This is a genomic window from Streptomyces sp. NPDC037054 (assembly GCF_055606745.1).
The window spans coordinates 137152-160142 of sequence record NZ_JBVJSJ010000013.1 but is presented as its reverse complement, the minus strand read 5'-3'; the positions used below and the strand labels follow the sequence as shown (position 1 = coordinate 160142).

Here is a 22991-nt window from a genome sequence, read left to right as displayed (position 1 = left end):
GGCCATCCGGCGCCGCCGTCGCCGGGGCGTACGGTGTTCTCGACAGACCGACGGCCCGGGGCGACACTTGTGCGGCTCCCCTGGCCCTAGAGGAAGGTGTACGCGTGCCCCGCCGCAGAATCGGCTTCTGGTACCGCTTCGCCGCGGTGATCTGCAAACCGCCGCTGGTGGTTCTGCTCAAGCGGGACTGGCGTGGAATGGAGAACATTCCGGCCGAGGGCGGATTCATCACCGTCGTGAATCACAATTCACACATCGACCCCTTCGGTTACGCACACTTCCAGTACAACACCGGACGGGTTCCGCGTTTCCTCGCGAAGAGCGGCCTATTCGGGAAGGGATTCGTCGGCGCCGCGATGCGCGGCACCGGACAGATCCCCGTCTACCGCGAGACCACCGACGCGCTCAGCGCCTTCCGGGCCGCCATCGACGCCGTGGAGCGCGGCGAATGCGTCGCCTTCTACCCCGAGGGCACCCTCACCCGCGACCCGGACGGCTGGCCCATGACCGGCAAGACGGGCGCCGCGCGGGTCGCCCTCCAGACCAGGTGCCCGGTCGTCCCGGTCGCCCAGTGGGGCTGCAACGAACTCCTGCCGCCCTACGCCAAGAAGCCGCACCTCCTCCCGCGCAAGACCCACCGCGTGCTCGCCGGCCCGCCGGTCGACCTCTCGCGGTTCTACGACAAGGAGATGACCGCGGAACTCCTCAAGGAGGCGACCGAGGTCATCATGGGGGCGATCACCCGCCAGCTGGAGGAGATCCGCGGCGAGAAGGCCCCCGAGACGCCCTACGACCCGCGCATGGAGCGGATCGAGCAGCGTCGCAGGACGGCGACGCAGGCGCGGCGCAGGGCAGGACAGGAAGAGGGGCTGGGCAAGTGAGCAAGCCGGTCAGGGCCGCCGTCTTCGGCACCGGATCGTGGGGCACGGCGTTCGGCATGGTGCTCGCCGACGCGGGCTGCGACGTCGTGCTGTGGGGCCGCCGCCCCGAACTCGCCGAGGCGGTCAACTCCACGCGCACCAACCCGGACTACCTCCCGGGCGTCGAACTCCCCGAGAACGTGCGCGCCACGACGGACGCCGCCGAGGCCGCCCGCGGCGCCGACTTCACCGTCCTCGCGATCCCCTCGCAGACGCTGCGCGCCAACCTCGCCGAGTGGGCGCCGCTGCTGGCGCCCGGCACCGTCCTCGTCTCGCTGATGAAGGGCGTCGAACTCGGCTCCGCGATGCGGATGAGCGAGGTCATGGACGACGTGGCGAAGGTCGGCCCGGACCGCATCGCCGTGGTCACCGGGCCCAACCTGGCGCGGGAGATCGCCGCCCGGATGCCGGCCGCCTCGGTGGTCGCCTGCGCCGACGAGGCCGTCGCCCAGCGGCTCCAGGCCGCCTGCCACACCCCGTACTTCAGGCCGTACACCAACACCGACGTCGTCGGCTGCGAACTCGGCGGCGCCGTGAAGAACGTGATCGGGCTGGCCGTCGGCATCGCGGACGGCATGGGCCTCGGCGACAACGCCAAGGGCTCGCTCATCACCCGGGGCCTCGCCGAGACCACCCGGCTCGGTGTCGCGCTCGGCGCGGATCCGCTGACGTTCTCCGGACTCGCGGGCCTCGGCGACCTGGTGGCCACGTGCTCCTCGCCGCTGTCGCGCAACCACACCTTCGGCACCAACCTCGGCAAGGGCATGACCCTCCAGGAGACCATCGCCGTCACCAAGCAGACCGCCGAGGGCGTCAAGTCCTGCGAATCGGTGCTGGATCTGGCCCGCAGGCACGGCGTCGACATGCCCCTCACCGAGACGGTCGTCGGCATCGTGCACGAGGGCAAGCCGCCGGTCGTCGCGCTGAAGGAACTCATGTCGCGCAGCGCGAAGCCGGAACGACGCTGAGCGACCGTCCGTGGGATGCGCGGCGGCCACGGCCCGGCGGGCGCTGACGCGGGGGATACCAGCGGGTACTCTCAACGCGATATGAGCACCCAGAACCTCCCCCAGAGCCCCGATCAGCCGCCTCGCAAGCCGCGTGTGGCCGTCGTGTTCGGCGGGCGCAGTTCCGAGCACGGGATCTCCGTGGTCACGGCAGGAGCCGTCCTGCGCGCCATCGACCGGACGAAGTACGACGTCCTGCCGATCGGCATCACCCGGGACGGCCGCTGGGCGCTCACCGCCGACGAACCCGAGCGCATGGCGATCACCGACCGCCGCACGCCCACCGTGGACGAACTCGCCGAGTCCGGCGAGGGGGGCGTGGTGCTCCCCGTCGACCCCGCCAGCCGCGAAGTCGTCTACAGCGAGCCCGGATCGGTGCCCAAGGCGCTCGGCGACGTCGACGTCGTCTTCCCGGTCCTGCACGGCCCGTACGGCGAGGACGGCACCCTCCAGGGCCTCCTGGAGCTGTCCGGCGTGCCGTACGTCGGCTCCGGGGTGCTCGCCTCGGCCGTCGGCCAGGACAAGGAGTACATGAAGCGGGTGTTCACCTCCTTCGGGCTCAAGGTGGGCCCGTACGTGGTGATCCGGCCGCGCGAGTGGCAGCAGGACGCGGCGGCGGCCCGCAAGAAGATCGTCGACTTCGCCGGCGAGCACGGCTGGCCGCTGTTCGTGAAGCCCGCGCGCGCCGGCTCGTCCATCGGCATCACCAAGGTCGACGACCTCTCCGGCCTCGACGACGCGATCGCCGAGGCGCAGCGCCACGACCCGAAGATCCTGGTCGAGGCGGCGCTGCGGGGCCGCGAGATCGAGTGCGGGGTGCTGGAGTTCGAGGACGGGCCGCGCGCGTCGCTGCCGGCCGAGATCCCGCCGCCGGACGCGCACGCGTACTACGACTTCGAGGCCAAGTACATCGATTCCACGCCCGGCATCGTGCCCGCGCCGCTCACCGACGAGGAGACCGCCGAGGTGCGGCGGCTCGCGGTGGAGGCGTTCGACGCGGCGTCCTGCGAGGGGCTGGTCCGCGCGGACTTCTTCCTCACCGAGGACGGCGAGTTCGTCATCAACGAGATCAACACCATGCCCGGCTTCACGCCGATCTCGATGTACCCGCAGATGTGGCAGGCCACCGGCATCGGTTACCCGGAGCTGGTCGACCTGCTGGTGCGGGCCGCGCTCAGGAGGTCCACCGGGCTGCGCTGAACCGGCCCGTCCGCGCGACGGAGGCGATCCCCTGGACACGGCCCAGCGGGGTCGCCTTCTTGTTGCCGTCCTTCTCGGCGGGTCGTTCGACGGCCCGGCGCAGTATGATCGCCGGGCTTCCCCGGTCCGGTGGGCTCATACGGAAAGAGCGCACCGGCCGAGGACAGACGGGGGCTAGAGATGAACGACCGGGCAGGTCAGTGTGCGGGTGATGCCGTCCACTTGCTGGACCTTGGCGACCACCATGCGACCGAGGTCGTCGACGGTGTCGGCCTGGGCGCGCACGATGACGTCGTACGGTCCGGTGACGTCCTCGGCCTGGACGACCCCAGGGATCTTGCTGATCGTCTCGGCGACGGTCGACGCTTTGCCGACCTCGGTCTGGATCAGGATGTACGCCTGTACCACGGAACCTCCAGGGCGGCCACGAGGATCATGTGGGGAAAAGGAACGCCACGGTATCGCGTCGTCGCTCACCGCGGGGAGACCTGCGGGAACCGGCGTCCCCGTGCCGGGGTACAGGCACGAAAGAATTTGACGGTCACTACGACCGTAACGACGACACACATGACCCGCGACCGGGAACGGACAGGGACAGAAGGGGAGAAAGGGCAATGAAGGGCACTGTTGGTGAGCTCGGGGAGTTCGGGCTCATCAGGGAGCTCACCTCCCGTCTCACCACGACCCCGGCGGTCCGGGTCGGCCCCGGCGACGACGCCGCGGTGGTCGCCGCGCCCGACCGCAGGGTCGTGGCCAGCACCGACATCCTCCTGGAGGGCCGCCACTTCCGTCGCGACTGGTCGACGGCGTACGACGTGGGCCGCAAGGCGGCGGCGCAGAACCTCGCCGACATCGCGGCCATGGGCGCCGTGCCGACCGCGCTGCTGCTCGGCCTGGTGGTGCCCGGCGAACTGCCGGTGACCTGGCCGACGGAGCTGATGGACGGCCTGCGCGACGAGTGCCAGGTCGCGGGCGCCTCCGTGGTCGGCGGCGACGTCGTGCGCGGCGACCAGATCATGATCTCGATCACCGCGCTCGGCGACCTGCGCAACCAGGAGCCCGTCACCCGGGCCGGCGCGCAGCCCGGCGACCTCGTCGCCGTCACCGGCTGGCTCGGCTGGTCCGCCGCCGGTTACGCGGTCCTGTCCCGCGGTTTCCGCTCGCCGCGCGCCTTCGTGGAGGCCCACCGCCGCCCCGAGCCGCCGTACCACGCCGGTCCCGCGGCGGCCGGGCTCGGCGCGACCGCGATGTGCGACGTGAGCGACGGGCTGATCGCCGACCTCGGGCACATCGCCGAGGCCAGCAAGGTGCGCATCGACGTCAGGTCCGGCGCGATAGACATCCCGACCCAGATGAACGACATCGGCCAGGCCGTCGGCGTCGACCCCATGCAGTGGGTGCTGACCGGGGGAGAGGACCACGCGATCGTGGCGACGTTCCCGCCGGACGTGAAGCTGCCCGCCCGCTGGAAGGTGATCGGCGAGGTCCTCAACCCGTCGGCGCTGCCGCAGGTGACGGTGGACGGCGCGCCCTGGACGACGCAGGGCGGCTGGGACCACTTCGGGGACATCGAGTCATGAGCGCGCCGCCCAGGGTCCTGACCGTCGCCGGCTCCGACTCCGGCGGCGGCGCGGGCATCCAGGCCGACCTGAAGACCATGCTCGCGCTCGGCGTGCACGGCATGAGCGTGATCACGGCCGTGACGGCACAGAACTCCCTGGGCGTGCAAGGCGCCTGGGAGCTGCCCGTGGAGGCCGTACGGGCCCAGTACCGCAGCGTCGTGGACGACATCGGCGTTCAGGCCGTGAAGACCGGCATGCTGGCGTCGGCGGAACTCGTCGAGGCGGTGGCCGACTTGATCGCCGGGACGGACGCGCCGTCCGTGGTCGACCCGGTGGGGGTGTCCAAGCACGGGGATCCGCTGCTGGCCGCGTCCGCGCTGGACTCCGTGCGCACCAGGCTGCTGCCCGTGGCGACCGTGGCCACGCCCAACCTGGACGAGGTGGCCCAGTTGACGGGTGTGCGCGTGGAGTCGCGGGACGGCATGCGGGAGGCCGCGTCGGCCGTCCTCGCGTACGGGCCGACGTGGGTGGTGATCAAGGGCGGTCACCTGGCCGGAGACGCCGTGGACCTGCTCACCGACGGCTCCGAGGAGCACTGGCTGCGGGCGCCGCGGCACGACAACCGCCACACCCACGGCACGGGCTGCACCCTCGCGTCGGCCATCGCCTCGGAGCTGGCCAAGGGGCGGCCGGTGCCGGAGGCGGTCGCGGCGGCGAAGGAGTACGTCACCGGGGCCATCGCGGCCGGGTTCGCGCTGGGGGGCGGGATCGGGCCGGTGGACCACGGGTGGCGGTTCACGCGTTGATCGCGGGTCGCGCTCCCGAGGTGCGGGCAGCGCAAAAAGCCGGTCCACCCTGAGGTGGACCGGCTCAGTGCAGCAACCAGCAGTGGCCGCGCGCTAGCAGTGCGTCAGCGCGAGACCTTGCCGGCCTTGATGCACGAGGTGCAAGCGTTCACGCGCTTCGGCGTCCCGCCGACCACGGTACGCACACGCTGGATGTTCGGGTTCCAGCGACGGGACGTACGGCGGTGAGAGTGCGAGATGTTGTTGCCGAAGCCCGGCCCCTTGCCGCAGACGTCGCAGTTGGCAGCCACGGGTCACTCCAAAGACTTCAGATGCACTTACGGTTGATCCCGGCATGCCGGGATCGAGATCTCAAGGCTCTGCGAGCGGTCGAGATCTGAGTGGCGCTGCCAGGGGGAATGGCCCGATCGGATCGGGCAACCGGAGCAGCATACAACGACTGCGCCCGTACAGCGAAACTACCACGGCAGCTCAGGGCCCCGCTCCGGCCCACTTCCGAAGAGCCTGCCCTCCGGGGTCTACGCTGCGTGCCACGTCCGTCAGCTCAAGGAGGCGCAGTGGCGCAGGTGCCGCAGACGTTCTTCGATGCTCTCGCGGTGCGCACCTGGTGCGGCCTGGCGCTGCGGGCGCTGGGGCGGGCGCGTGAGGAGATCGACGCGATCAACGTCTACCCGGTCGCGGACGGTGACACCGGCACCAACCTGTATCTGACCGTCGAGTCGGCGGTCACCGCGGTCGAGGCCGTGTTCGCGGCCCACGAGGTCGGTCACGCGGGCTCCCGCGAAGGCGACGCGGGCTCCCGTGAAGGCGGCTCCGGGGCCGGTACGGGGGGCGGGCCGGCGCTGGCCGACGCCGCGCGCGCGATGGCGCACGGGGCGCTGATCGGCGCCCGCGGGAACTCCGGGACGATCCTGGCGCAGCTGCTGCGCGGCATGGCCCAGGTGCTGGCCGCCGACGACGGCGCCGCCCGGGCCGACGGAGAGGACCTGCGGCGCGCGCTGCGGCACGCCGCCGACTCCGCGCGCCAGGCCGTCGCCCATCCCGTGGAGGGCACGGTCCTCACCGTCGCCTCGGCCGCCGCCGACGCCGTGGGGGAGACCGCGGGCGACTGCGGGACCGTCGCGCGCGCGGCCTACGAGGCTGCCCGCGCCGCCCTCGCCGACACCCCGGCCCAGCTGGCTGTGCTGCGCCGGGCCGGCGTGGTGGACGCCGGCGGGCGCGGCCTGGTGGCGGTGCTCGCGGCGCTGGTGGAGACGCTGACGGGGGAGGTGCCGGGGGCGGTCCCCGCGGTGGCGGCCGTCGCCCACGCGCGCGTGGGCGACAGGGACGGCGCGGACGAGGGGGACGGTGCGGACGAGAGGGATGGCGCGGACGACACGGAGGGCGCGGACCGGGGGAACGGCGCCGACGACGGGGCTGCCGACGCCCACGGTCCCGCCGCCGTCGACTGCGCCACCGGCGAGGCCGCCCCGTGCGCCGGCGGGCCCGCCTTCGAGGTGATCTACCTCCTGGAGGCCGACGACGACGCCGTCGCGCGGCTGCGGGAGCGGCTGGACGCCCTCGGGGACTCCCTCGTCGTGGTCGGCGGCGACGGCCTGTGGAACGTCCACGTGCACGTCGACGACGCCGGCGCCGCCGTCGAGGCGGGCGTCGAGGCCGGACGGCCGTACCGGATCCGGATCACGCACTTCGGCGCGGGCGACGTGCACACCACCGGCGGTGAGCGCCCGCCCCGGGAACGCGCCCAGCGGGCCGTGGTGGCCGTCGTCCCCGGCGAAGGACTGGCCGGGCTCTACACGGAGGCCGGCGCGACCACCGTGCTCGCGCGCCCCGGGGAGCCGCCCGCCAGCGGAGAGCTCGTCCAGGCGCTGCGGCGGGCGCACGCGCGCGAGGTCGTGCTGCTGCCCAACGACGCCGAACTGCGGCACACCGCCGCCGCGGCGGCCGAGCAGGCCCGCACCGAGGGCATCCGGGTGGCGCTGATCCCCACCCGGTCCGCCGTGCAGGGCATCGCCGCGCTCGCCGTGCACGCGCCGGACCGCCGCTTCGACGAGGACGTCGTCTCGATGACCTCGGCGGCCGGCGCCACCCGCTACGCCGAGGTCGCGGTCGCCGAGCGGCAGTCCTGGACCATGGCCGGCATCTGCCAGGCCGGCGACGTCCTCGGCCTCGTCGACGGCGATGTCGCCGTGATCGGCTCGGACGTCACGGCCGTCGCCGAGACCGTCCTCGACCGGATGCTCGCCGCCGGCGGCGAACTGGTCACGCTGGTCCTCGGCGACGAGGCCCCCGAGTCCGTCGCCGGACACCTGGAGACACGCGTGCGGGAGGCCTACCTCGCCGTCGACACCGTGGTGTACCGGGGCGGGCGGCAGGGCGCGCTGCTGCTGATCGGCGTCGAGTAGGCCCGCGGCGGCGCCCACCCGACGCCGGGCGTCAACCGGCGCCGTTCTCCATCAGCTCCAGCATCTGCCGCGCCTCCGCGCGACGGGCCTCCACCGGGCCGTCGTCCTCGGCTTCGGTCGCCACGCCGTCGTACGCGTCCAGCACCGCACGCGCGCGTGCCACCGCCTCGGCGGGACGGCCGAGGTCGGCCTCCAGCCAGCCGGCGGCCAGCTCGGCACCGGTCCGCGCGTGCAGCGCGCCGTCACCGAGGACGGCGAACTCCCCGGCCGCGGCGACCACATGGACCAGGGCCTCCTCGAAGGCCTCCTGGACCACGGCCTCTTCACCGGCCTCGCCGACGGAACGGGCCAGCAGATCACCGAACTGCCGGTGCGTGTGACCGAGTTCGGCGGTGAGCCGCAGCCGCGCCTCGTCGGCCCCGGCCGCCTCCCGCGCCGCCTCGCACTCCCGCACGGCGTCCGCCATCAGCTCCCGCGCCGTCCGCGTGCCCTCGTCCGGGCCCAGCGCCAGCCACGCGCGTGCGCGCAGGGAACGCACCAGGCCGTGGACGTCGCCGAGCCCGCGCCACAGCTCGCCCGCGCGCGCGAACGCCCGGTCCGCCTCGGCGGTCAGACCGGCCTGTCCGAGCGACTCCGCCGCCAGGTGCGCCAGCGTCGCGTGGTCCTGCTGCTCCGGCCAGTGCCGGGCGATCTCGGCCGCCTGAAGACGCCGTTCGGCTGCCGTACGGTGCTCCCCCAGCTCGCCCAGGCAGTCGCCGAGCCACCACAGGGTCTGCACGACCGCGCCCTCGCCGTGGGTCTCGGACGTCACGTCGGGCAGCGCCGACTCCAGCACCTCCGCGGCCTCGGCCCAGCGCCCCTGCCGCAGCAGCAGCCCGCCGAGCTGGTGCCGGGCCCAGGCGCCCAGCGTCGGCCCCTCGCCCGCCTCGTCGGCCCAGTGCGCTGCCTCCAGGGCCTGGTCGGCGGCCTCCCCGAACCGGCCCGTGCCGGCCAGCACCTCGGTGAGCTGAAGGAGCAGCTGGGCCCGGCCGACCGGCTCCAGATGCGGGCCGCCGTGCTCCAGCGCCGCACGCAGCGCCCGCTCCGCCTCCGCCAGGTCGCCCCGCTGGTGCGCCAGCTGCGCGAGCCGGGCCTCGTACTCCACCGCGAACCACGGCAGCCCGGCCCCGACGTACTCGGCGGCGGCCCGGGCGAACAGCTCCGCCGCCCGCTCCGCGTCCCCGCGCCGCCCCGCCAGCTCCGCGAGCATCGCCCGGGACTCGGCCGCCCGCGACGCCAGCCGCACGTCCCCGTCGGCGTGCTCCTCGACGAGCGCCAGCACCTCACCGACGGCCTCCTCGGCCTCCGCGAGCACCGCGTCCGGCACCGGCCCGTCGGCCTGCTGCACGCGCCGCATCAGGATCCGCGTCCGCGCCATCACCACCGACGCCGCCTGCGGCACACCCGTACCGCCCCCGGCGTACAGCGCGCGCGCCTTCTCGTACGGCTCGGCCACCGCCGTCAGCGCGGCGTCCACATCGCCCGCCAGAGCGCGGACGAACGCCGCACGCGCGCGTGCCGCCAGGGCCTCGCCCGGGTCACCCGCCTCCGCGTACAGCACGGCGGCCCGCTCGAACAGCTCGACGCCGTCCGGGCCGAGGCCCATCGCCCGGTGATCGGCGATCTCCGCGCGGTCCCGGACGTCCAGCTCGACACCCTCCGCGGCCCGCTCGACCGCCGCCCACGCCTCGACGGCGTTCGGCTCCAGCCCGTCGGACAGCCGCCGCGCCTCGGCGAGCAGCTCGGGCAGACCCGGCCCGGCGCCGCCCGGCGCCACCGGCTCCGCGACCGGGGCGGCCGGCACCGGCCGGGGCGTCGCCCGCACGCCCAGCGGCAGCCGCTCCACCAGCGGACGCTGCGCCATACGCGCGCGTGCCTGCTCACTCACGTGATCCGTGCCGTTGCGCAGGTCGAACCGCGACGCAAGCTCCAGGGCCTCCGCACGCGCGTGCGCGCCGAGCTCACGGGCGGTCCACGTCCGGCCCACCGGACCCGGCACCCGCTGATCCCCGAGGCCCAGCTCCGTCAGCCGGTCCATGAGCAGCGCCACCACGGCCATGAAGTCCAGCTTGCTGCGCGGATGCCCGTCGTCCGTGAAGTACGCCGGCCGCTGCGCGAGCAGCTCCAGACCGCGCGCCTCGTTGCCCGACAGCGCGCAGAACTCCACGTGGTCCGCGTACGCCCCGCGCATGCTCTCCATGGGGCGCACCAGCCGGAAACCCCGCAGGTGGTTGGCGCGCGCCTCGTCCGTGCGACCCAGCCGCAGCAGCGGCGCCAGGGACGACGCCAGCGCCGTGTGCGGCTCGTGGGCGCACGTGAACTCGCCCTCCAGCACCGGACGCCACAGCCGCAGCGCCTCCTCGTCCCGGCCGCGCTCCGCCTGCCACCAGCCCTGCTCGTGCAGCTCGCACGCGTGACAGTCGGCCATGCGGTCCCGGTCGGCGGCCAGCCACGCCTCGTACGCCCGCTCCGCGCGCGCCACGTCCCCGATGTGCGCGGCGACACTGAACTCCACGCTCCGCACGGCCCGTTCGGTGTGCCCCGCGAGCCGGTAGCGGTGCTCCATCTCGCCGAGCCACTTCTCGATGGAGGCCAGCGGAATGTGCGGCTGGCCGAGCATGCCCGACGACACCCACTTGAAGACCCAGTGCAGTTGGTGGGCCTCGTACTCGTCGAAGTCCTCCGGCCGTTCGTCCCACATCCGCAGCAGCCGCGAGAACGGGACGAACATCTTGTCCTTCTCGGAGCTGTAGTTGTAGACCTTCAGCTGGTGCCCGAGCGCCTCGATCACCGCGAGCGGGATGTTCAGCTTCTCCGCCTCGGCGAGCAACTGCTCCGCGCGCGCGTTGCGGGCCGGGCCCTCGGGCTGCTCGGAGTTCTCCGCCATCGCCCGGCGCAGCGCGTCGAAGTCCGTGATCCCCGTCATCAGTGACCGTCCTCCCCGTGGGTGGCCCACTCCAGCAGGCCGATGAACGCCCGGTTCAGCAGCGCCGAGTCCGCCGGCCGCAGCGGACGCTGCGCCATCAGCAGGGCCTGCCCGTACAGGGACTCCGTGGCGGTGCCGATCAGTTCCGGATCGCGCAGCGAACTGATCCTGCGCACCAGAGGATTGAGGTGGTTGAGCACCAGACGCGCGCGGGGCGCGCTGCCGCGCAGCGAACCGAGGATGCCCGCCCACAGCTCGTCCGCCTGCTCCTCGGCCTCCGCGCGGGCCTGCTCGTGCCGGGCCTCCCGGTCGTCGAGGTGGAGCGCCGGCACCGACAAAGGATGGAAGGCGCGCAGGACCACGTCACAGCCCAGCGGGTCGAGCTTCGCCCGCGCGGCCGCCAGGAAGCCCGCCAGCGCCAGCTCCTCCGCCGGGTCCACGGCGTCCAGGTGCGCGGTCACCGTCTCGGCGTCCAGCTCCGCCACCACGGTGCCCGGCCGCACCGACGGCAGCGCCTCGACGAGCTCGCTGTCGTACGTGTAGCCGCCGTTGACGACGCCGATGCCCTGCGCCGCCGCGATGGGGGCGACCTGCCGGAACTCCTCGACCGTGCGCGTGAAGTGCACCACCGGGTGCCGCTGCGCGAACTCCTCCAGGGACAGCCGCCCGTCGGTCGTCTCGAAGGGCAGCCACGGCAGCATCGTGCGCAGCATCTCCTGGTCGTGCCGCGCGAGGGACTTCACGCCCAGGTGGTGCACCGCGAGGAACGCCGAGAGCCGCTCCGGGTCGCCGGTGGCGAGTCGCGTCAGCCAGGACCGGATCCGCTCGCCCAGCGCCTCCCGCACCGCGGCCAGCGTCTCGTCCTCGTACAGCGACTCGCGCGACGCCGTGGGCCGCAGGCTGTCCGTGTCCAGGACGCAGCGCACGAAGAACGCCCAGTCGGGCAGCAGCTGTTCGGCCCGCTCGGTGAGCAGCATGCCCTTCAGGTGCACCCGGTGACCCGCGCGCTGCGCCGGGCTGACCGCCGACGGCAGCACGTGCGCCACCCCGCGGACGCCGGCCAGGGGCACGTCCAGCTCGATGGAGTCCAGCGGCGTGAACCCGAACAGCTCGTGGCAGTGCCGGGCGAGCGCCACCCGCCGCGCCGCCGGGCTCGGGTACGCGCGGTCCCACGGCGCCGGCAAGTCGGTGACCGCCTCCTCGCCCACCCGCACGTCGTACGGCAGCAGCGAGCCGAAGTCCCGCGCCAGCTCCAGCACCCGCTTCCCGGCCAGCCACTCGCCGGCCCCGGCCCGCGGGCTCAGACACACCGTGGTGCCCGGCTCGGGCCGGGCGTCGTCCGGCAGCGTCCGCACCGTGTACGACCCGTCGTCGCGCGCCGTCCACTCCACGGGCGGCGCGTGCGGGGTGCGGGCGCTGCGGCTGACCACGCGTATCCGGTCGGCGACGACGAAGCAGGCCAGCAGGCCTATGCCGAACTGCCCGAGGAAGTCCGAGCGGGCCTCCCGCAGGTCGTCGGCGTGCTTGGAACTGCGCCCGATCGTCGCCAGCAGGTTGTGCACGTCCGCCTCGGTGAGCCCGACTCCGCTATCCTCCACGCGCAGCGAGCCGTCGTCCTCGGCGTACAGCCGTACGCGGGCCGGGGCGTCGGGCTGTTCCGCGCGGCGGGCGGTGATGGCGTCCACCGCGTTCTGCAGCAGCTCGCGCAGGTACACCTTCGGGCTGGAGTAGAGGTGATGGGACAGCAGGTCCACCAGGCCGCGCAGGTCGACCTGAAACGTGTGCGGCGTCCGTTCCCCCTGTGACGCAAGGGGACCCTGGGACGGCTGAGGTGTCTGGGGTGACTGTGAGATCTGGGAGTCCATCATCACGGCGCCGGGTGGGGGGAGGAGCGAACGGCGCGGGGTCGGGCGGTCCCGGTGGGGCGGTGACCGCGGGATGGCCGGAGCGCGTCATCCTATGGCCCGAACGAGCCGCCTGACCAGGAGTTTCCGGGGACGTATACGGCGATGTCAGTGACGTGGTGTGCAATGGATCTCGTGCCCGCGCTGAAAGAACCACTGCACCAACCGCTGAAATCGGTGCTCGGCCCCGCCACCGCGAAGGTGATGGCCGAGCACCTCGGCCTGCACACGGTCGGCGACCTCCTCCACCACTACCCGCGCAGATACGAGGAGCGCGGCCGGCTCACCCACCTCGCCGACCTCCCGATGGACGAGCACGTCACGGTGGTCGCCCAGGTCGCCGACGCCCGCCTGCACACGTTCGCCTCGTCCAGGGCCCCGCGCGGCAAGGGCCAGCGCCTGGAGGTCACCATCACGGACGGCAGCGGCCGGCTCCAGCTGGTCTTCTTCGGCAACGGCGTCCACAAGCCCCACAAGGAGCTCCTGCCGGGCACCCGCGCCCTGTTCGCGGGCAAGGTCTCCGTCTTCAACCGCCGCCTGCAACTGGCCCACCCGGCCTACGAGTTGCTGCACGGCGAGGGCGCCGAGGAGACCGTGGACAGCTGGGCGGGCGCCCTCATCCCGATCTACCCGGCCACCGCCAAACTGGAGTCCTGGAAGATCGGCAAGGCGATCCAGACGGTGCTGCCCAGCGCCCAGGAAGCCCTCGACCCGCTCCCCGAGAGCCTCCGCGAGGGCCGCGGCCTGGTCCCCCTGCCCGAGGCCCTCCTCAAGATCCACCGCCCGCACACCAAGGCGGACATCGCCGACGCCCGCGCCCGCCTCAAGTGGGACGAGGCCTTCGTCCTCCAGGTCGCCCTGGCCCGTCGCCGCCACGCCGAGACCCAACTCCCGGCCGTCCCCCGCAAAGCGAAGCCGGCCGGCCTCCTCACGGCCTTCGACGCCCGTCTCCCCTTCACCCTCACCGAGGGCCAGCAGCGCGTCTCCAAGGAGATCTTCGACGACCTCGCGACGGAACACCCGATGCACCGGCTGCTCCAGGGCGAGGTCGGCAGCGGCAAGACGATGGTCGCCCTGCGCGCCATGCTCGCCGTCGTCGACGCGGGCGGGCAGGCCGCGATGCTCGCGCCGACCGAGGTGCTCGCGCAGCAGCACCACCGGTCCGTGGTGGAGATGATGGGCGAGCTGGCCGAGGGGGGAATGCTCGGCGGCGCGGAGCATTCCACCAAGGTCGTGCTGCTGACCGGCTCCATGGGCACCGCCGCCCGGCGCCAGGCGCTGCTCGACCTGGCCACCGGCGAGGCCGGCATCGTGATCGGCACGCACGCGCTGATCGAGGACAAGGTGCAGTTCCACGACCTCGGCCTGGTCGTCGTCGACGAGCAGCACCGCTTCGGCGTCGAGCAGCGCGACGCCCTGCGCGGCAAGGGCAAGCAGCCGCCCCATCTGCTCGTCATGACGGCCACCCCCATCCCGCGCACGGTCGCCATGACCGTCTTCGGCGACCTGGAGACCTCCGTCCTCGACCAGCTCCCGGCCGGCCGCTCGCCCATCGCCAGCCACGTCGTCCCGGCCGCGGACAAGCCGCACTTCCTGGCCCGCGCCTGGGAGCGCGTGCGCGAGGAAGTCGAGGGCGGCCATCAGGCGTACGTCGTCTGCCCCCGTATCGGCGACGACGCCGACGAAGCGGCCGACCCGAAGAAGTCCGGCAAGAAGAAGCCGCCGGAGGACGACGCCGACAAGCGCCCGCCGCTCGCCGTCCTCGACGTCGCCGAACAGCTCGCGAAGGGCCCCCTGAAGGGCCTGCGCGTCGAAGTGCTGCACGGCCGCATGGCCCCCGACGACAAGGACGCCGTCATGCGCCGCTTCGCGGCCGGCGAGACCCACGTGCTGGTCGCGACGACGGTCGTCGAGGTCGGCGTCAACGTCCCCAACGCCACCGCCATGGTGATCATGGACGCCGACCGCTTCGGCGTCTCCCAGCTCCATCAGCTCCGCGGCCGCGTCGGCCGGGGCTCGGCGCCCGGCCTCTGCCTGCTCGTCACCGAGATGCCCGAGGCGAGCCCGGCCCGGCAGCGCCTGGGCGCCGTCGCCGCGACCCTGGACGGCTTCGAGCTGTCCCGCATCGACCTCGAACAGCGCCGCGAGGGCGACGTCCTCGGCCAGGCCCAGTCCGGCACCCGCTCCAGCCTCCGGATGCTCGCCGTCATCGAGGACGAGGAGGTCATCGCCGAGGCGAGACAGGAGGCCACGGCCGTGGTGTCGGCCGACCCCGACCTCACCGGCTACCCGGCCCTGCGCACGGCCCTGGACGCGCTCCTGGACGAGGAGAGGGAGCAGTACTTGGAGAAGGGCTGACATGCGCGGGCCTGCGAGACTGGACGCACCACGACCCCGAGCCCCACCACCCCGAAGACCCGCCACCCCGAGCCCCACCACCACCCGAGACCGAGGACCCGACATGACCCGCGTGATCGCCGGCGCGGCCGGCGGACGCCGCCTGCACGTCCCCCCGGGAAACGGCACCCGCCCCACCTCCGACCGCGCACGCGAGGGCCTGTTCTCCACCTGGCAGTCCCTCCTGGGCGGCCCCCTGGACGGCGAGCGGGTCCTCGACCTGTACGCCGGCTCGGGCGCCGTCGGCCTGGAGGCGCTGTCCCGCGGCGCGGGACACACCCTGCTGGTCGAGGCCGACGCGCGAGCGGCCCGCACCGTCCGGGAGAACGTGCGGTCTCTCGGCCTGCCCGGCGCCGAGGTGAGAGCGGGCAAAGCCGAACAGATCATCCGCACGGCACCGCCCGAGCAGCCGTACGACATCGCCTTCCTGGACCCGCCGTACGCCGTCACGGACGACGATCTTCGGGAGATTCTGCTCACACTACGCACAGAGGGGTGGCTCGCCGAGGATGCGCTGGTCACCGTGGAGCGCAGCACCAGAGGCGGCGAATTCCGGTGGCCGGAGGGCTTCGAGGCACTCAGGTCCCGTCGCTACGGCGAGGGAACGTTTTGGTACGGTCGCGCCGCCTCTACGTGCGAAGACGCACGATGACCGGACCGGAGAGCGAGGGATCACAAGTGCGCCGCGCCGTCTGTCCCGGGTCGTTCGACCCGATCACCAACGGACATCTCGACATCATTGCCCGCGCCTCCCGCCTGTACGACGAGGTCTACGTCGCGGTGATGATCAACAAGTCCAAGAAGGGCCTGTTCGAGATCGACGAGCGGATCGACCTGATCCGCCGCGTCACCGCCGACTACGCCAACGTCCGGGTCGAGGCCTTCCACGGCCTGCTCGTCGACTTCTGCAAGGAGCGCGACATCCCGGCCATCGTGAAGGGCCTCAGGGCCGTCAGCGACTTCGACTACGAGCTGCAGATGGCCCAGATGAACAACGGCCTGACCGGCGTCGAGACGCTGTTCGTGCCCACCAACCCCACCTACAGCTTCCTGTCGTCCTCCCTGGTCAAGGAGGTCGCGGCGTGGGGCGGCGACGTCTCCCACCTGGTGCCGCCGGAGGTGCTGGCGGCGCTCGGCGAGCGGCTGCGCCGGGACTGACAGGCTGACAACCCGTCACTCGGTGTCCCCCGGCAGCCCCATGGCCGTACAGTCGTCCCGTCCGTCTCCAACACAGCTGTAGAGAGTGGCGAGCACACGGTGGACGTGCAGAAGAAGCTCGACGAGATCGTCGCGTCGGTCTCCAGTGCCCGGTCGATGCCCATGTCGGCCTCGTGCGTGGTCAACCGCGCCGAACTGCTCTCGATGCTCGAAGAAGTGCGCGCGGCCCTGCCCGGCTCCCTCGCCCAGGCGCAGGAGCTGATCGGCGACCGGGAGCAGATGGTCGCCCAGGCCCGTCAGGAGGCCGAGCAGATCATCGAGAGCGCGCACGCCGAACGCACCTCCCTGATCGCCGGCACCGAGATCGCCCGCCGCTCCCAGGCAGAGGCCGACCGGATCCTCGCCGAGGCCCGCAAGGAGGCCGAGGAGATCCGCGCCGAGGCCGACGACTACGTCGACTCCAAGCTCGCCAACTTCGAGGTCGTCCTCACCAAGACCCTCGGCTCCGTCGGCCGAGGCCGCGAGAAGCTGCTCGGCACCGGCCCCGGCCTCGACGAGCAGGGCTACGCGGACGACGACGCCCCCGAGCGCAGCCACGACCCGGAGACGCTGCGCCGCACCGCCGACGAGTACGTCGACGTCAAGCTCGGCGCCTTCGAGGCGGTCCTCGCCAAGACCCTGGAGGCCGTCGGACGCGGCCGGCAGAAGCTGCACGGCCGGATCGCCAGCGACGACCTCGGCGCCCTCGCCGACGACACCAGCACCGTCCAGCACACCAGCGACGCCGACTACCTCGCCGGCCTCGCGGGCATCGCCGAGCCGGCCGCGGCGGAGGAGCAGCCCCGCCGGCAGCCCGAGTACACGGCGCCGCAGCCACCGCCCCAGCCGGCGTACGGCTATCAGCAGCCCGCGCAGCCGGACCCGTACGGCGGCGGCTACCAGCAGCAGTACGACGGCGCGCAGCAGGACGCCTACGGCTACCAGCAGACCGCCCAGCCCGACCCCTACGGCTACCAGCAGGCCTACGACGCCCAGCAGGGCGGCTACGACCCGCACCAGGCCGGGCAGCAGGCCTACGTCCCGCCGCAGCCGCCCCAGCCGCCGGCGCCGCCGCAGGCCCTGGACGAGACCAGCCTCTTCGACACCAGCATGATCAGCGCCGAGCAGTTGCGGGCCTACGAGCAGGGCCGCGGCAACGGCTGAGGCCGTGCGGCGGCCGGTGCGCGCGGCCCCGGGCACACCGGATTGGGCCGAGAGCGAAAGGTCCAGTATCCTGGCTCTTCGGTCGCGCGTACGTCCGCGATCAACGCTGCCCGGGAGTACCGAAGGGCGGCGCCCCGAGAGCTCGGAAGATCGAAAGCAGGAATGGCTCTGAACGCCCGCCTCGACCACCGCAACCCCCTCGTGTTCGACACGCACGAGCTGGGTCGGCGGCCTGGTGCGCTGCAGCGCCTGTCCCGTACGGTCGACGCCCCCAAGGACCTCGGTCTCAAGGACGTCATCGGAGTGCCGGAAGGCGCCCCGGTGGAGCTCGACCTCCGCCTGGAGTCCGTCATGGAAGGGGTGCTCGTCACAGGCACCGCCCGTGCACGGGCCGAGGGGGAGTGCGTAAGGTGTCTGGAGCCGCTTGGGCAGCAGCTCGAAGCGGACTTCCAGGAGATGTTCTCGTACCCTGACGCCGACGACCGGGGCCGCCCCAAGGCGGAGCCGGCCGACGACGCCGAGGAAGACGAGGACAGGCTCTTCATCGAGGACGGCCTGTTCGACCTCGAACCCGTGCTGCGCGATGCGGTGGTGCTCGCACTGCCGATGCAGCCGGTGTGCCGGGAAGACTGCCCAGGGCTGTGCGCCGAGTGCGGCGTGCGCCTCGCGGACGACCCGGACCACCACCATGACGCCGTCGACATCCGTTGGGCGGCATTGCAGGGACTCGCCGGCACCATGAAGGACGGCGAGAAGGACGAGATGAGCGGCGCCGAAGCGGAAGCGGGCGTCGACGAGAAGCAGGAGAAGTAGCCGTGGCTGTTCCGAAGCGGAAGATGTCGCGCAGCAACACGCGCCACCGCCGGTCGCAGTGGAAGGCTGCGGTCCCCACCCTGGTTGCGTGCGAGCGCTGCCACGAGCCCAAGCAGCAGCACATCGCGTGCCCGTCTTGCGGCACCTACAACAAGCGCCAGGTCCTCGAGGTCTGAGCGGCTGGTGAGAGGCACTGTGTCCACGCCCAAGAAGCAGCAGGCGGACAACCAGGCCTCGTCCCACACGCTTCTGGAAGGGCGGCTCGGCTATCAGGTCGAGTCCGCCCTTCTGGTGCGAGCACTGACCCACCGTTCGTACGCGTACGAGAACGGCGGTCTGCCCACGAACGAGCGTCTGGAGTTCCTCGGGGACTCCGTACTCGGACTCGTGGTCACCGACACGCTGTATCGCACCCACCCCGACCTGCCCGAGGGCCAGCTGGCCAAGTTGCGGGCCGCGGTGGTCAATTCGCGTGCGCTGGCGGAGGTCGGTCGCGGTCTCGACCTGGGCTCCTTCATCCGGCTGGGCCGCGGTGAAGAGGGCACGGGCGGCCGGGACAAGGCATCCATCCTCGCCGACACCCTGGAAGCGGTGATCGGCGCGGTCTACCTCGACCAGGGGCTGGAATCGGCGGCGGAGCTGGTGCACCGCCTGTTCGACCCGCTGATCGAGAAGTCCTCGAACCTCGGAGCCGGCCTGGACTGGAAGACCAGTCTCCAGGAGCTCACCGCGACCGAAGGACTCGGCGTGCCCGAGTACCTGGTCACGGAGACCGGCCCCGACCACGAGAAGACCTTCACTGCTGCCGCCCGCGTCGGAGGCGTCTCGTACGGCACCGGCACCGGCCGCAGCAAGAAGGAGGCGGAGCAGCAGGCCGCCGAGTCCGCGTGGCGGTCCATCCGGGCCGCGGCGGACGAGCGCGCCAAGGAGGCCGAGGCCGCCGCCGCCGAGTCTGCCGAGGCTCCTGAGAGCGCCGACGCCCCGTCGGCCTCCGCCTGACCGACAGCGGTATCCGAGCGCCCGCCCCACCACACCGGGGCGGGCGCTCGGCTCGTCTCCCGGTCCCCGCCTCCCACATCCCTCCTCTCTTCTCTCTCATCTCTCATCCACGGCCTACGGGGGAGCCCATGCCCGAGTTGCCCGAGGTGGAGGTCGTCCGGCGCGGCCTCGAACGGTGGGTCGCCCACCGGACCGTCGCCGAGGCCGACGTCCTGCACCCGCGTGCCGTGCGCCGCCATCTCGCGGGCGCCGAGGACTTCGCGCACCGCCTCAGGGGCCACCGCATCGGCATGCCCAGCAGGCGCGGCAAGTACCTGTGGCTGCCGCTGGAGGGCACCGGCGTCACCGGACAGGCGATCCTCGCCCACCTCGGCATGAGCGGGCAGCTGCTGGTCCAGCCGCGGTCGGCGCCCGACGAGAAGCACCTGCGCATCCGCGTCCGCTTCACCGACGACCGGGACACCGAGCTGCGCTTCGTCGACCAGCGCACCTTCGGCGGGCTCTCGCTGCACGAGACGACACCCGAGGGCCTGCCCGACGTCATCGCGCACATCGCCCGCGACCCCCTGGACCCGCTCTTCGACGACGAGGCGTTCCACCAGGCGCTGCGCCGCCGCCGGTCCACCATCAAACGGGCCCTGCTCGACCAGTCCCTGATCAGCGGAGTCGGCAACATCTACGCGGACGAGGCGCTGTGGCGCGCCCGCCTGCACTACGAGCGCCCCACCTCCACCCTCACGCGCCCGCGGACCCGGGAACTCCTCGGCCACGTCCGGGACGTCATGAACGCGGCCCTCGCCGTGGGCGGCACCAGCTTCGACAGCCTCTACGTCAACGTCAACGGCGAGTCGGGCTACTTCGACCGCTCCCTCGACGCCTACGGCCGGGAGGGCGAGCCGTGCCGCCGGTGCGGAACGCCGATGCGCCGGCGCCCGTGGATGAACCGGTCCAGCTACTTCTGCCCGAGGTGTCAGCGCCCGCCGCGCGTGGCGTCGTAACGCTCACGGGCCGCCAGCACCTCGTCCATGCTGCCCTCCAGGAAGTGAATGAGGGACAGCAGGCGCGCGGCGACCTCGCGGCCGAGCGGGGTGAGTTCGTAGTCCACGCGGGGCGGATTGACCGGCTGCGCCTCGCGGTGCACCAGGCCGTCGCGCTCCAGGGCGTGCAGCGTCTGGGAGAGCATCTTCTCGCTCACGCCGTCGACCCGGCGGCGCAGCGCGTTGAAACGGAGGGACCCCTCGGACAGCGCGCCCAGGGTGAGCGCGCCCCAGCGACCCGTGATGTGCTCCAGCGTGCCGCGCGAGGGGCACGCCTTGGAGAACACGTCGTACGGCAGATCCTGCTCCGGCGTGCGCTCCTCCTGCGTGGTGGTCATGCCTCCAGCGTAGGCGACCGCGGCGCCAACCGGCAGGTGGCGCCGTCCGGGGGACAGCGCCGGTCCCGCCGGTTCAGTAGCCGAAGTTCTGCGTCCACCACGGGCCGCCCGGGGCCATGTGCACACCCACGCCCAGGGTCGTGAAGTCGCAGTTCAGGATGTTCGCGCGGTGGCCGGGGCTGTTCATCCAGGCCTCCATGACGGCCTCGGCGTCGGCCTGGCCGCGGGCGATGTTCTCGCCGCCGAGGTTGCCGATGCCGGCCTTCTCCGCCCGGTCCCAGGGCGTGGCGCCGCTGGGGTCGGTGTGGTCGAAGAAGCCCCGCTTGGCCATGTCCTCGCTGAAGTCCGCGGCCAGCTCGCTCAGCGCGCTGTTCGCGGCGACGGGGCTGCACCCGGCCCGGGCCCGCTCGTCGTTGACCAGCTTGAGCACCTGGGCAGCGGCGGCGGCCTCCTCGGACACGGTGACCGGCGCGGTGGGGCGCTCCGGGGCCTTCGTGGCCTCGCGTGTGGGCGGCGCCGGCTGCGGCTTCTTGCTCGGCGTGGTCTTCGGCTTCTTCGACGGCTCCTCGGTCTTCGGCGGGGCCGAGGACGTGGAGGCGGACGGTGACGGGGACGCCGAGGCCGACGGAGAGGTCGAGCGGTCGGCGTCGCGGCCGGCCGGGCCGCCGTCACGGTTCTCGGCGGAGCCGGAGGTGCCGCCCTGCTCGCTCGGCGTGCTCGTCGGCGAGTCCGCGGCCTGCACCTTCTCGCCGGCCCCGGAGCCACCGCCGATGCGGTAGTCGTCCAGGCCCGGGACGGCGCCCGTGGCCACCGCGACCGTGCCGAGCGCGACGGCGGCCGACACGCCCAGCAGGCCGGCGCGGACCGGCGCGGCCTTCCTCTTGCGGCGCCGGTGCGACCCGGCGCGCTCGGCACCGCCGTCGGGCCGGTCGCCGTCGCCCGTGTAGCCCTCGGGAGGGAACGGGCGGGTGCCCGAGGCCGGGGTGTAGTCGTCGTCCGTCGCGTAGAGGAAGGCCTCGGTCTTCGCGTAGGTCTCGGCGTACGCCTCGGGGTTCAGATAGGGGGCGATCCCCATGGCCGGGGTGTCGGCCCCCGACGAGTCCGGTGCCTCGTGGTGTCCCTGGCGGCCGTCCGGCTGCGTGCCCTCCGCGGCGCGGCCCGTGGCGGCGCGGCCGGCGGCGGAGCGTCGGTGGCGTCCCATGTCCTGGCCTTCCTCGTCCTCGCGGTCGAACTCGTCCTCGCGATCAACACCAAACTCACACGATCGAGTGAGTTTCATGTGACTTTCGTTTGGGTGGGGACGGTACCGCATGGCGCCCGGGGAGGAAGTGCCGGAAGAGACATTGGCCGGTTAGGTTGCACCCATGAGCGAGGATGCACGACTGGTTGCCTGGGTGCGCGGACGCGTCCAAGGCGTGGGTTTCCGCTGGTTCACGCGGGCCAAGGCGCTCGAACTCGGGGGCCTGAGTGGTTTTGCTCTCAATTTGCAGGACGGGCGGGTCCAGGTCGTCGCGGAGGGCCCCCGCAAGCAGTGCGAGGCGCTCCTCGACTGGCTCGGCGGCGACGACACGCCCGGCCGCGTGGACGGAGTGACAGAGATCTGGGACACACCCCGCGGCGGCTACGACGGCTTCGCCATCCGCTGATCCCGCGCCCCGGGGCGGCCCTCCCAGCGGCGAACGACGGTGCCGCCGGGGCCCGCCGGAGAGAGAAATCCCTGGTGGTTGCCAAGAAGCGCTTGCCGTGGCAGGCTCCACCGGCAAAGATGATCGCCACGCCCTGAGCGCCCCGCAGGAGTCGCCGCGCCGCCCGTCCGGGCCGCGCGCCCCCGGGTTGCCGCCAATACGGGGCGTGATCGTGTTGACCGTCAAACTTTTTGGTGAGACGCTGAAAGCCCCGCGCACCCTAGCTGTTTGGCATGGAAGAACGGCACCACAAGTCCATATGTGCCAAGCACCGCGGGTGCGAATCCCTCACGACCCACACCGCTTCGGTCGGTCACTCATTGTGGAGGACCATCCATCATGGCAAAGGCGCTTCTCGGTTACGTCGGCGGCTCCGACCCTCGACTCCTCGCCGAGATGCGACGGCTGCAGCAGCGCGTCCAGGACCTCGAATCCGAACTCGTACGGATCCAGGCCGAGAACGACGCCCTGGCGGCTGCCGCTTCTCACGACAGGATCATGGAGAGCGTTGACGCACACCAGGCGGAGCCTGCGCTGACCTGATCGCTGCACCGCTCCACGAACAGCAGCAGTGGTCGGGCCGCCCGTCACA

At 72.7% G+C, this 22991-nt stretch carries 22 protein-coding genes; 16 read left to right on the top strand and 6 right to left on the bottom strand.

The features are described 5' to 3' along the window. Positions 1-104 precede the first annotated feature (104 nt). From ACZ7D7_RS27740 to ACZ7D7_RS27730, 3 genes are all read left to right on the top strand, one after another. Complete coding sequence (locus ACZ7D7_RS27740) at positions 105-881, top strand: lysophospholipid acyltransferase family protein (RefSeq protein WP_470827778.1); 777 nt, start codon at positions 105-107, stop codon at positions 879-881. Then, positions 878-1888 carry an NAD(P)H-dependent glycerol-3-phosphate dehydrogenase gene (locus ACZ7D7_RS27735; RefSeq protein ID WP_470827777.1) on the top strand — a complete coding sequence of 337 codons (1011 nt, stop codon included), beginning with the start codon at positions 878-880 and terminating at the stop codon, positions 1886-1888. The genes ACZ7D7_RS27740 and ACZ7D7_RS27735 overlap by 4 nt, the downstream gene beginning before the upstream one ends. An 81-nt stretch (positions 1889-1969) precedes the next feature. Then, positions 1970-3127 (top strand): D-alanine--D-alanine ligase family protein, encoded by a 1158-nt coding sequence (locus tag ACZ7D7_RS27730; RefSeq protein WP_470827776.1) that lies wholly within the window; start codon positions 1970-1972, stop codon positions 3125-3127. A 174-nt stretch (positions 3128-3301) separates the two neighbouring features. Here ACZ7D7_RS27730 and ACZ7D7_RS27725 read toward each other — a convergent pair whose 3' ends face one another. Next, complete coding sequence (locus ACZ7D7_RS27725; protein ID WP_037677600.1) at positions 3302-3535, bottom strand: Lrp/AsnC family transcriptional regulator; 234 nt, start codon at positions 3533-3535, stop codon at positions 3302-3304. Positions 3536-3741: 206 nt separating this feature from the next. Between ACZ7D7_RS27725 and ACZ7D7_RS27720 the strand changes: the two genes are divergently transcribed. After that, on the top strand, positions 3742-4707 hold the full coding sequence (locus ACZ7D7_RS27720; protein WP_470827774.1) for a thiamine-phosphate kinase: 966 nt from the start codon (positions 3742-3744) through the stop codon (positions 4705-4707). Beyond that, positions 4704-5495, top strand: coding sequence for a bifunctional hydroxymethylpyrimidine kinase/phosphomethylpyrimidine kinase (thiD, locus tag ACZ7D7_RS27715; RefSeq protein WP_470827772.1), 792 nt, complete (start codon positions 4704-4706; stop codon positions 5493-5495). Before ACZ7D7_RS27720 ends, thiD begins: the two co-directional genes overlap by 4 nt. Before the next feature lie 104 nt (positions 5496-5599). On the opposite strand, the gene rpmB is transcribed toward thiD, so the two are convergent. Continuing rightward, on the bottom strand, positions 5600-5785 hold the full coding sequence (rpmB, locus tag ACZ7D7_RS27710; RefSeq protein ID WP_003993230.1) for a 50S ribosomal protein L28: 186 nt from the start codon (positions 5783-5785) through the stop codon (positions 5600-5602). Between the two features lie 267 nt (positions 5786-6052). Here rpmB and ACZ7D7_RS27705 point away from each other — a divergent pair, with 267 nt between their 5' ends. Continuing rightward, positions 6053-7900 carry a DAK2 domain-containing protein gene (locus ACZ7D7_RS27705; protein ID WP_470827770.1) on the top strand — a complete coding sequence of 616 codons (1848 nt, stop codon included), beginning with the start codon at positions 6053-6055 and terminating at the stop codon, positions 7898-7900. Positions 7901-7931: 31 nt separating this feature from the next. Here ACZ7D7_RS27705 and ACZ7D7_RS27700 read toward each other — a convergent pair whose 3' ends face one another. Beyond that, complete coding sequence (locus tag ACZ7D7_RS27700) at positions 7932-10865, bottom strand: tetratricopeptide repeat protein (protein WP_470827768.1); 2934 nt, start codon at positions 10863-10865, stop codon at positions 7932-7934. Further along, positions 10865-12730 carry an HSP90 family protein gene (locus ACZ7D7_RS27695; protein WP_470827921.1) on the bottom strand — a complete coding sequence of 622 codons (1866 nt, stop codon included), beginning with the start codon at positions 12728-12730 and terminating at the stop codon, positions 10865-10867. The genes ACZ7D7_RS27700 and ACZ7D7_RS27695 overlap by 1 nt, the downstream gene beginning before the upstream one ends. A 165-nt stretch (positions 12731-12895) precedes the next feature. On the opposite strand from ACZ7D7_RS27695, the gene recG reads away from it, so the two are divergent. From recG to mutM, 8 genes are all read left to right on the top strand, one after another. Next, positions 12896-15127, top strand: a complete 2232-nt coding sequence (gene recG, locus ACZ7D7_RS27690; RefSeq protein WP_470827767.1) for an ATP-dependent DNA helicase RecG — start codon at positions 12896-12898, stop codon at positions 15125-15127. Positions 15128-15230: 103 nt separating this feature from the next. After that, a complete protein-coding gene (gene rsmD / locus ACZ7D7_RS27685; RefSeq protein ID WP_470827766.1) occupies positions 15231-15818 on the top strand; it encodes a 16S rRNA (guanine(966)-N(2))-methyltransferase RsmD in 588 nt (195 codons plus the stop codon). A gap of 26 nt (positions 15819-15844) precedes the next feature. Further along, positions 15845-16324, top strand: coding sequence for a pantetheine-phosphate adenylyltransferase (coaD, locus tag ACZ7D7_RS27680; protein ID WP_470827920.1), 480 nt, complete (start codon positions 15845-15847; stop codon positions 16322-16324). 99 nt (positions 16325-16423) lie between these two features. Continuing rightward, positions 16424-17527 carry an ATP synthase F0 subunit B gene (locus tag ACZ7D7_RS27675; protein ID WP_470827764.1) on the top strand — a complete coding sequence of 368 codons (1104 nt, stop codon included), beginning with the start codon at positions 16424-16426 and terminating at the stop codon, positions 17525-17527. Between the two features lie 162 nt (positions 17528-17689). Further along, positions 17690-18340 carry a YceD family protein gene (locus tag ACZ7D7_RS27670; RefSeq protein WP_470827763.1) on the top strand — a complete coding sequence of 217 codons (651 nt, stop codon included), beginning with the start codon at positions 17690-17692 and terminating at the stop codon, positions 18338-18340. A gap of 2 nt (positions 18341-18342) precedes the next feature. Continuing rightward, positions 18343-18516, top strand: coding sequence for a 50S ribosomal protein L32 (gene rpmF, locus ACZ7D7_RS27665; protein WP_003951102.1), 174 nt, complete (start codon positions 18343-18345; stop codon positions 18514-18516). Between the two features lie 19 nt (positions 18517-18535). Next, a complete protein-coding gene (rnc, locus tag ACZ7D7_RS27660) occupies positions 18536-19339 on the top strand; it encodes a ribonuclease III (RefSeq protein WP_470827918.1) in 804 nt (267 codons plus the stop codon). A 128-nt stretch (positions 19340-19467) separates the two neighbouring features. Then, a complete protein-coding gene (gene mutM, locus ACZ7D7_RS27655; protein WP_470827761.1) occupies positions 19468-20337 on the top strand; it encodes a bifunctional DNA-formamidopyrimidine glycosylase/DNA-(apurinic or apyrimidinic site) lyase in 870 nt (289 codons plus the stop codon). Here the strand turns inward: mutM and ACZ7D7_RS27650 are convergent. Continuing rightward, a complete protein-coding gene (locus ACZ7D7_RS27650; RefSeq protein WP_470827759.1) occupies positions 20310-20714 on the bottom strand; it encodes a winged helix-turn-helix transcriptional regulator in 405 nt (134 codons plus the stop codon). The genes mutM and ACZ7D7_RS27650 overlap by 28 nt on opposite strands. A gap of 73 nt (positions 20715-20787) precedes the next feature. Then, positions 20788-21915, bottom strand: coding sequence for a CAP domain-containing protein (locus tag ACZ7D7_RS27645; protein ID WP_470827758.1), 1128 nt, complete (start codon positions 21913-21915; stop codon positions 20788-20790). Between the two features lie 163 nt (positions 21916-22078). Here ACZ7D7_RS27645 and ACZ7D7_RS27640 point away from each other — a divergent pair, with 163 nt between their 5' ends. Both ACZ7D7_RS27640 and ACZ7D7_RS27635 read left to right on the top strand, forming a co-directional pair. Further along, positions 22079-22360, top strand: a complete 282-nt coding sequence (locus ACZ7D7_RS27640; protein WP_470827757.1) for an acylphosphatase — start codon at positions 22079-22081, stop codon at positions 22358-22360. A gap of 378 nt (positions 22361-22738) precedes the next feature. Beyond that, positions 22739-22942 carry a hypothetical protein gene (locus ACZ7D7_RS27635; protein ID WP_029384211.1) on the top strand — a complete coding sequence of 68 codons (204 nt, stop codon included), beginning with the start codon at positions 22739-22741 and terminating at the stop codon, positions 22940-22942. Positions 22943-22991 lie beyond the last annotated feature (49 nt).

What these genes read in the sequence shown, in the direction of transcription:
- ACZ7D7_RS27730 (WP_470827776.1), top strand. Translation starts at nt 1,970, where the DNA reads ATGAGCACCCAGAACCTCCCCCAGAGCCCCGATCAGCCGCCTCGCAAG.
- ACZ7D7_RS27720 (WP_470827774.1), top strand. Translation starts at nt 3,742, where the DNA reads ATGAAGGGCACTGTTGGTGAGCTCGGGGAGTTCGGGCTCATCAGGGAG.
- thiD (WP_470827772.1), top strand. Translation starts at nt 4,704, where the DNA reads ATGAGCGCGCCGCCCAGGGTCCTGACCGTCGCCGGCTCCGACTCCGGC.
- ACZ7D7_RS27700 (WP_470827768.1), bottom strand. Translation starts at nt 10,865, where the DNA reads ATGACGGGGATCACGGACTTCGACGCGCTGCGCCGGGCGATGGCGGAG.
- ACZ7D7_RS27695 (WP_470827921.1), bottom strand. Translation starts at nt 12,730, where the DNA reads ATGGACTCCCAGATCTCACAGTCACCCCAGACACCTCAGCCGTCCCAG.
- recG (WP_470827767.1), top strand. Translation starts at nt 12,896, where the DNA reads ATGGATCTCGTGCCCGCGCTGAAAGAACCACTGCACCAACCGCTGAAA.
- rsmD (WP_470827766.1), top strand. Translation starts at nt 15,231, where the DNA reads ATGACCCGCGTGATCGCCGGCGCGGCCGGCGGACGCCGCCTGCACGTC.
- ACZ7D7_RS27670 (WP_470827763.1), top strand. Translation starts at nt 17,690, where the DNA reads ATGGCTCTGAACGCCCGCCTCGACCACCGCAACCCCCTCGTGTTCGAC.
- mutM (WP_470827761.1), top strand. Translation starts at nt 19,468, where the DNA reads ATGCCCGAGTTGCCCGAGGTGGAGGTCGTCCGGCGCGGCCTCGAACGG.
- ACZ7D7_RS27650 (WP_470827759.1), bottom strand. Translation starts at nt 20,714, where the DNA reads ATGACCACCACGCAGGAGGAGCGCACGCCGGAGCAGGATCTGCCGTAC.
- ACZ7D7_RS27645 (WP_470827758.1), bottom strand. Translation starts at nt 21,915, where the DNA reads ATGGGACGCCACCGACGCTCCGCCGCCGGCCGCGCCGCCACGGGCCGC.
- ACZ7D7_RS27640 (WP_470827757.1), top strand. Translation starts at nt 22,079, where the DNA reads ATGAGCGAGGATGCACGACTGGTTGCCTGGGTGCGCGGACGCGTCCAA.
- ACZ7D7_RS27635 (WP_029384211.1), top strand. Translation starts at nt 22,739, where the DNA reads ATGGCAAAGGCGCTTCTCGGTTACGTCGGCGGCTCCGACCCTCGACTC.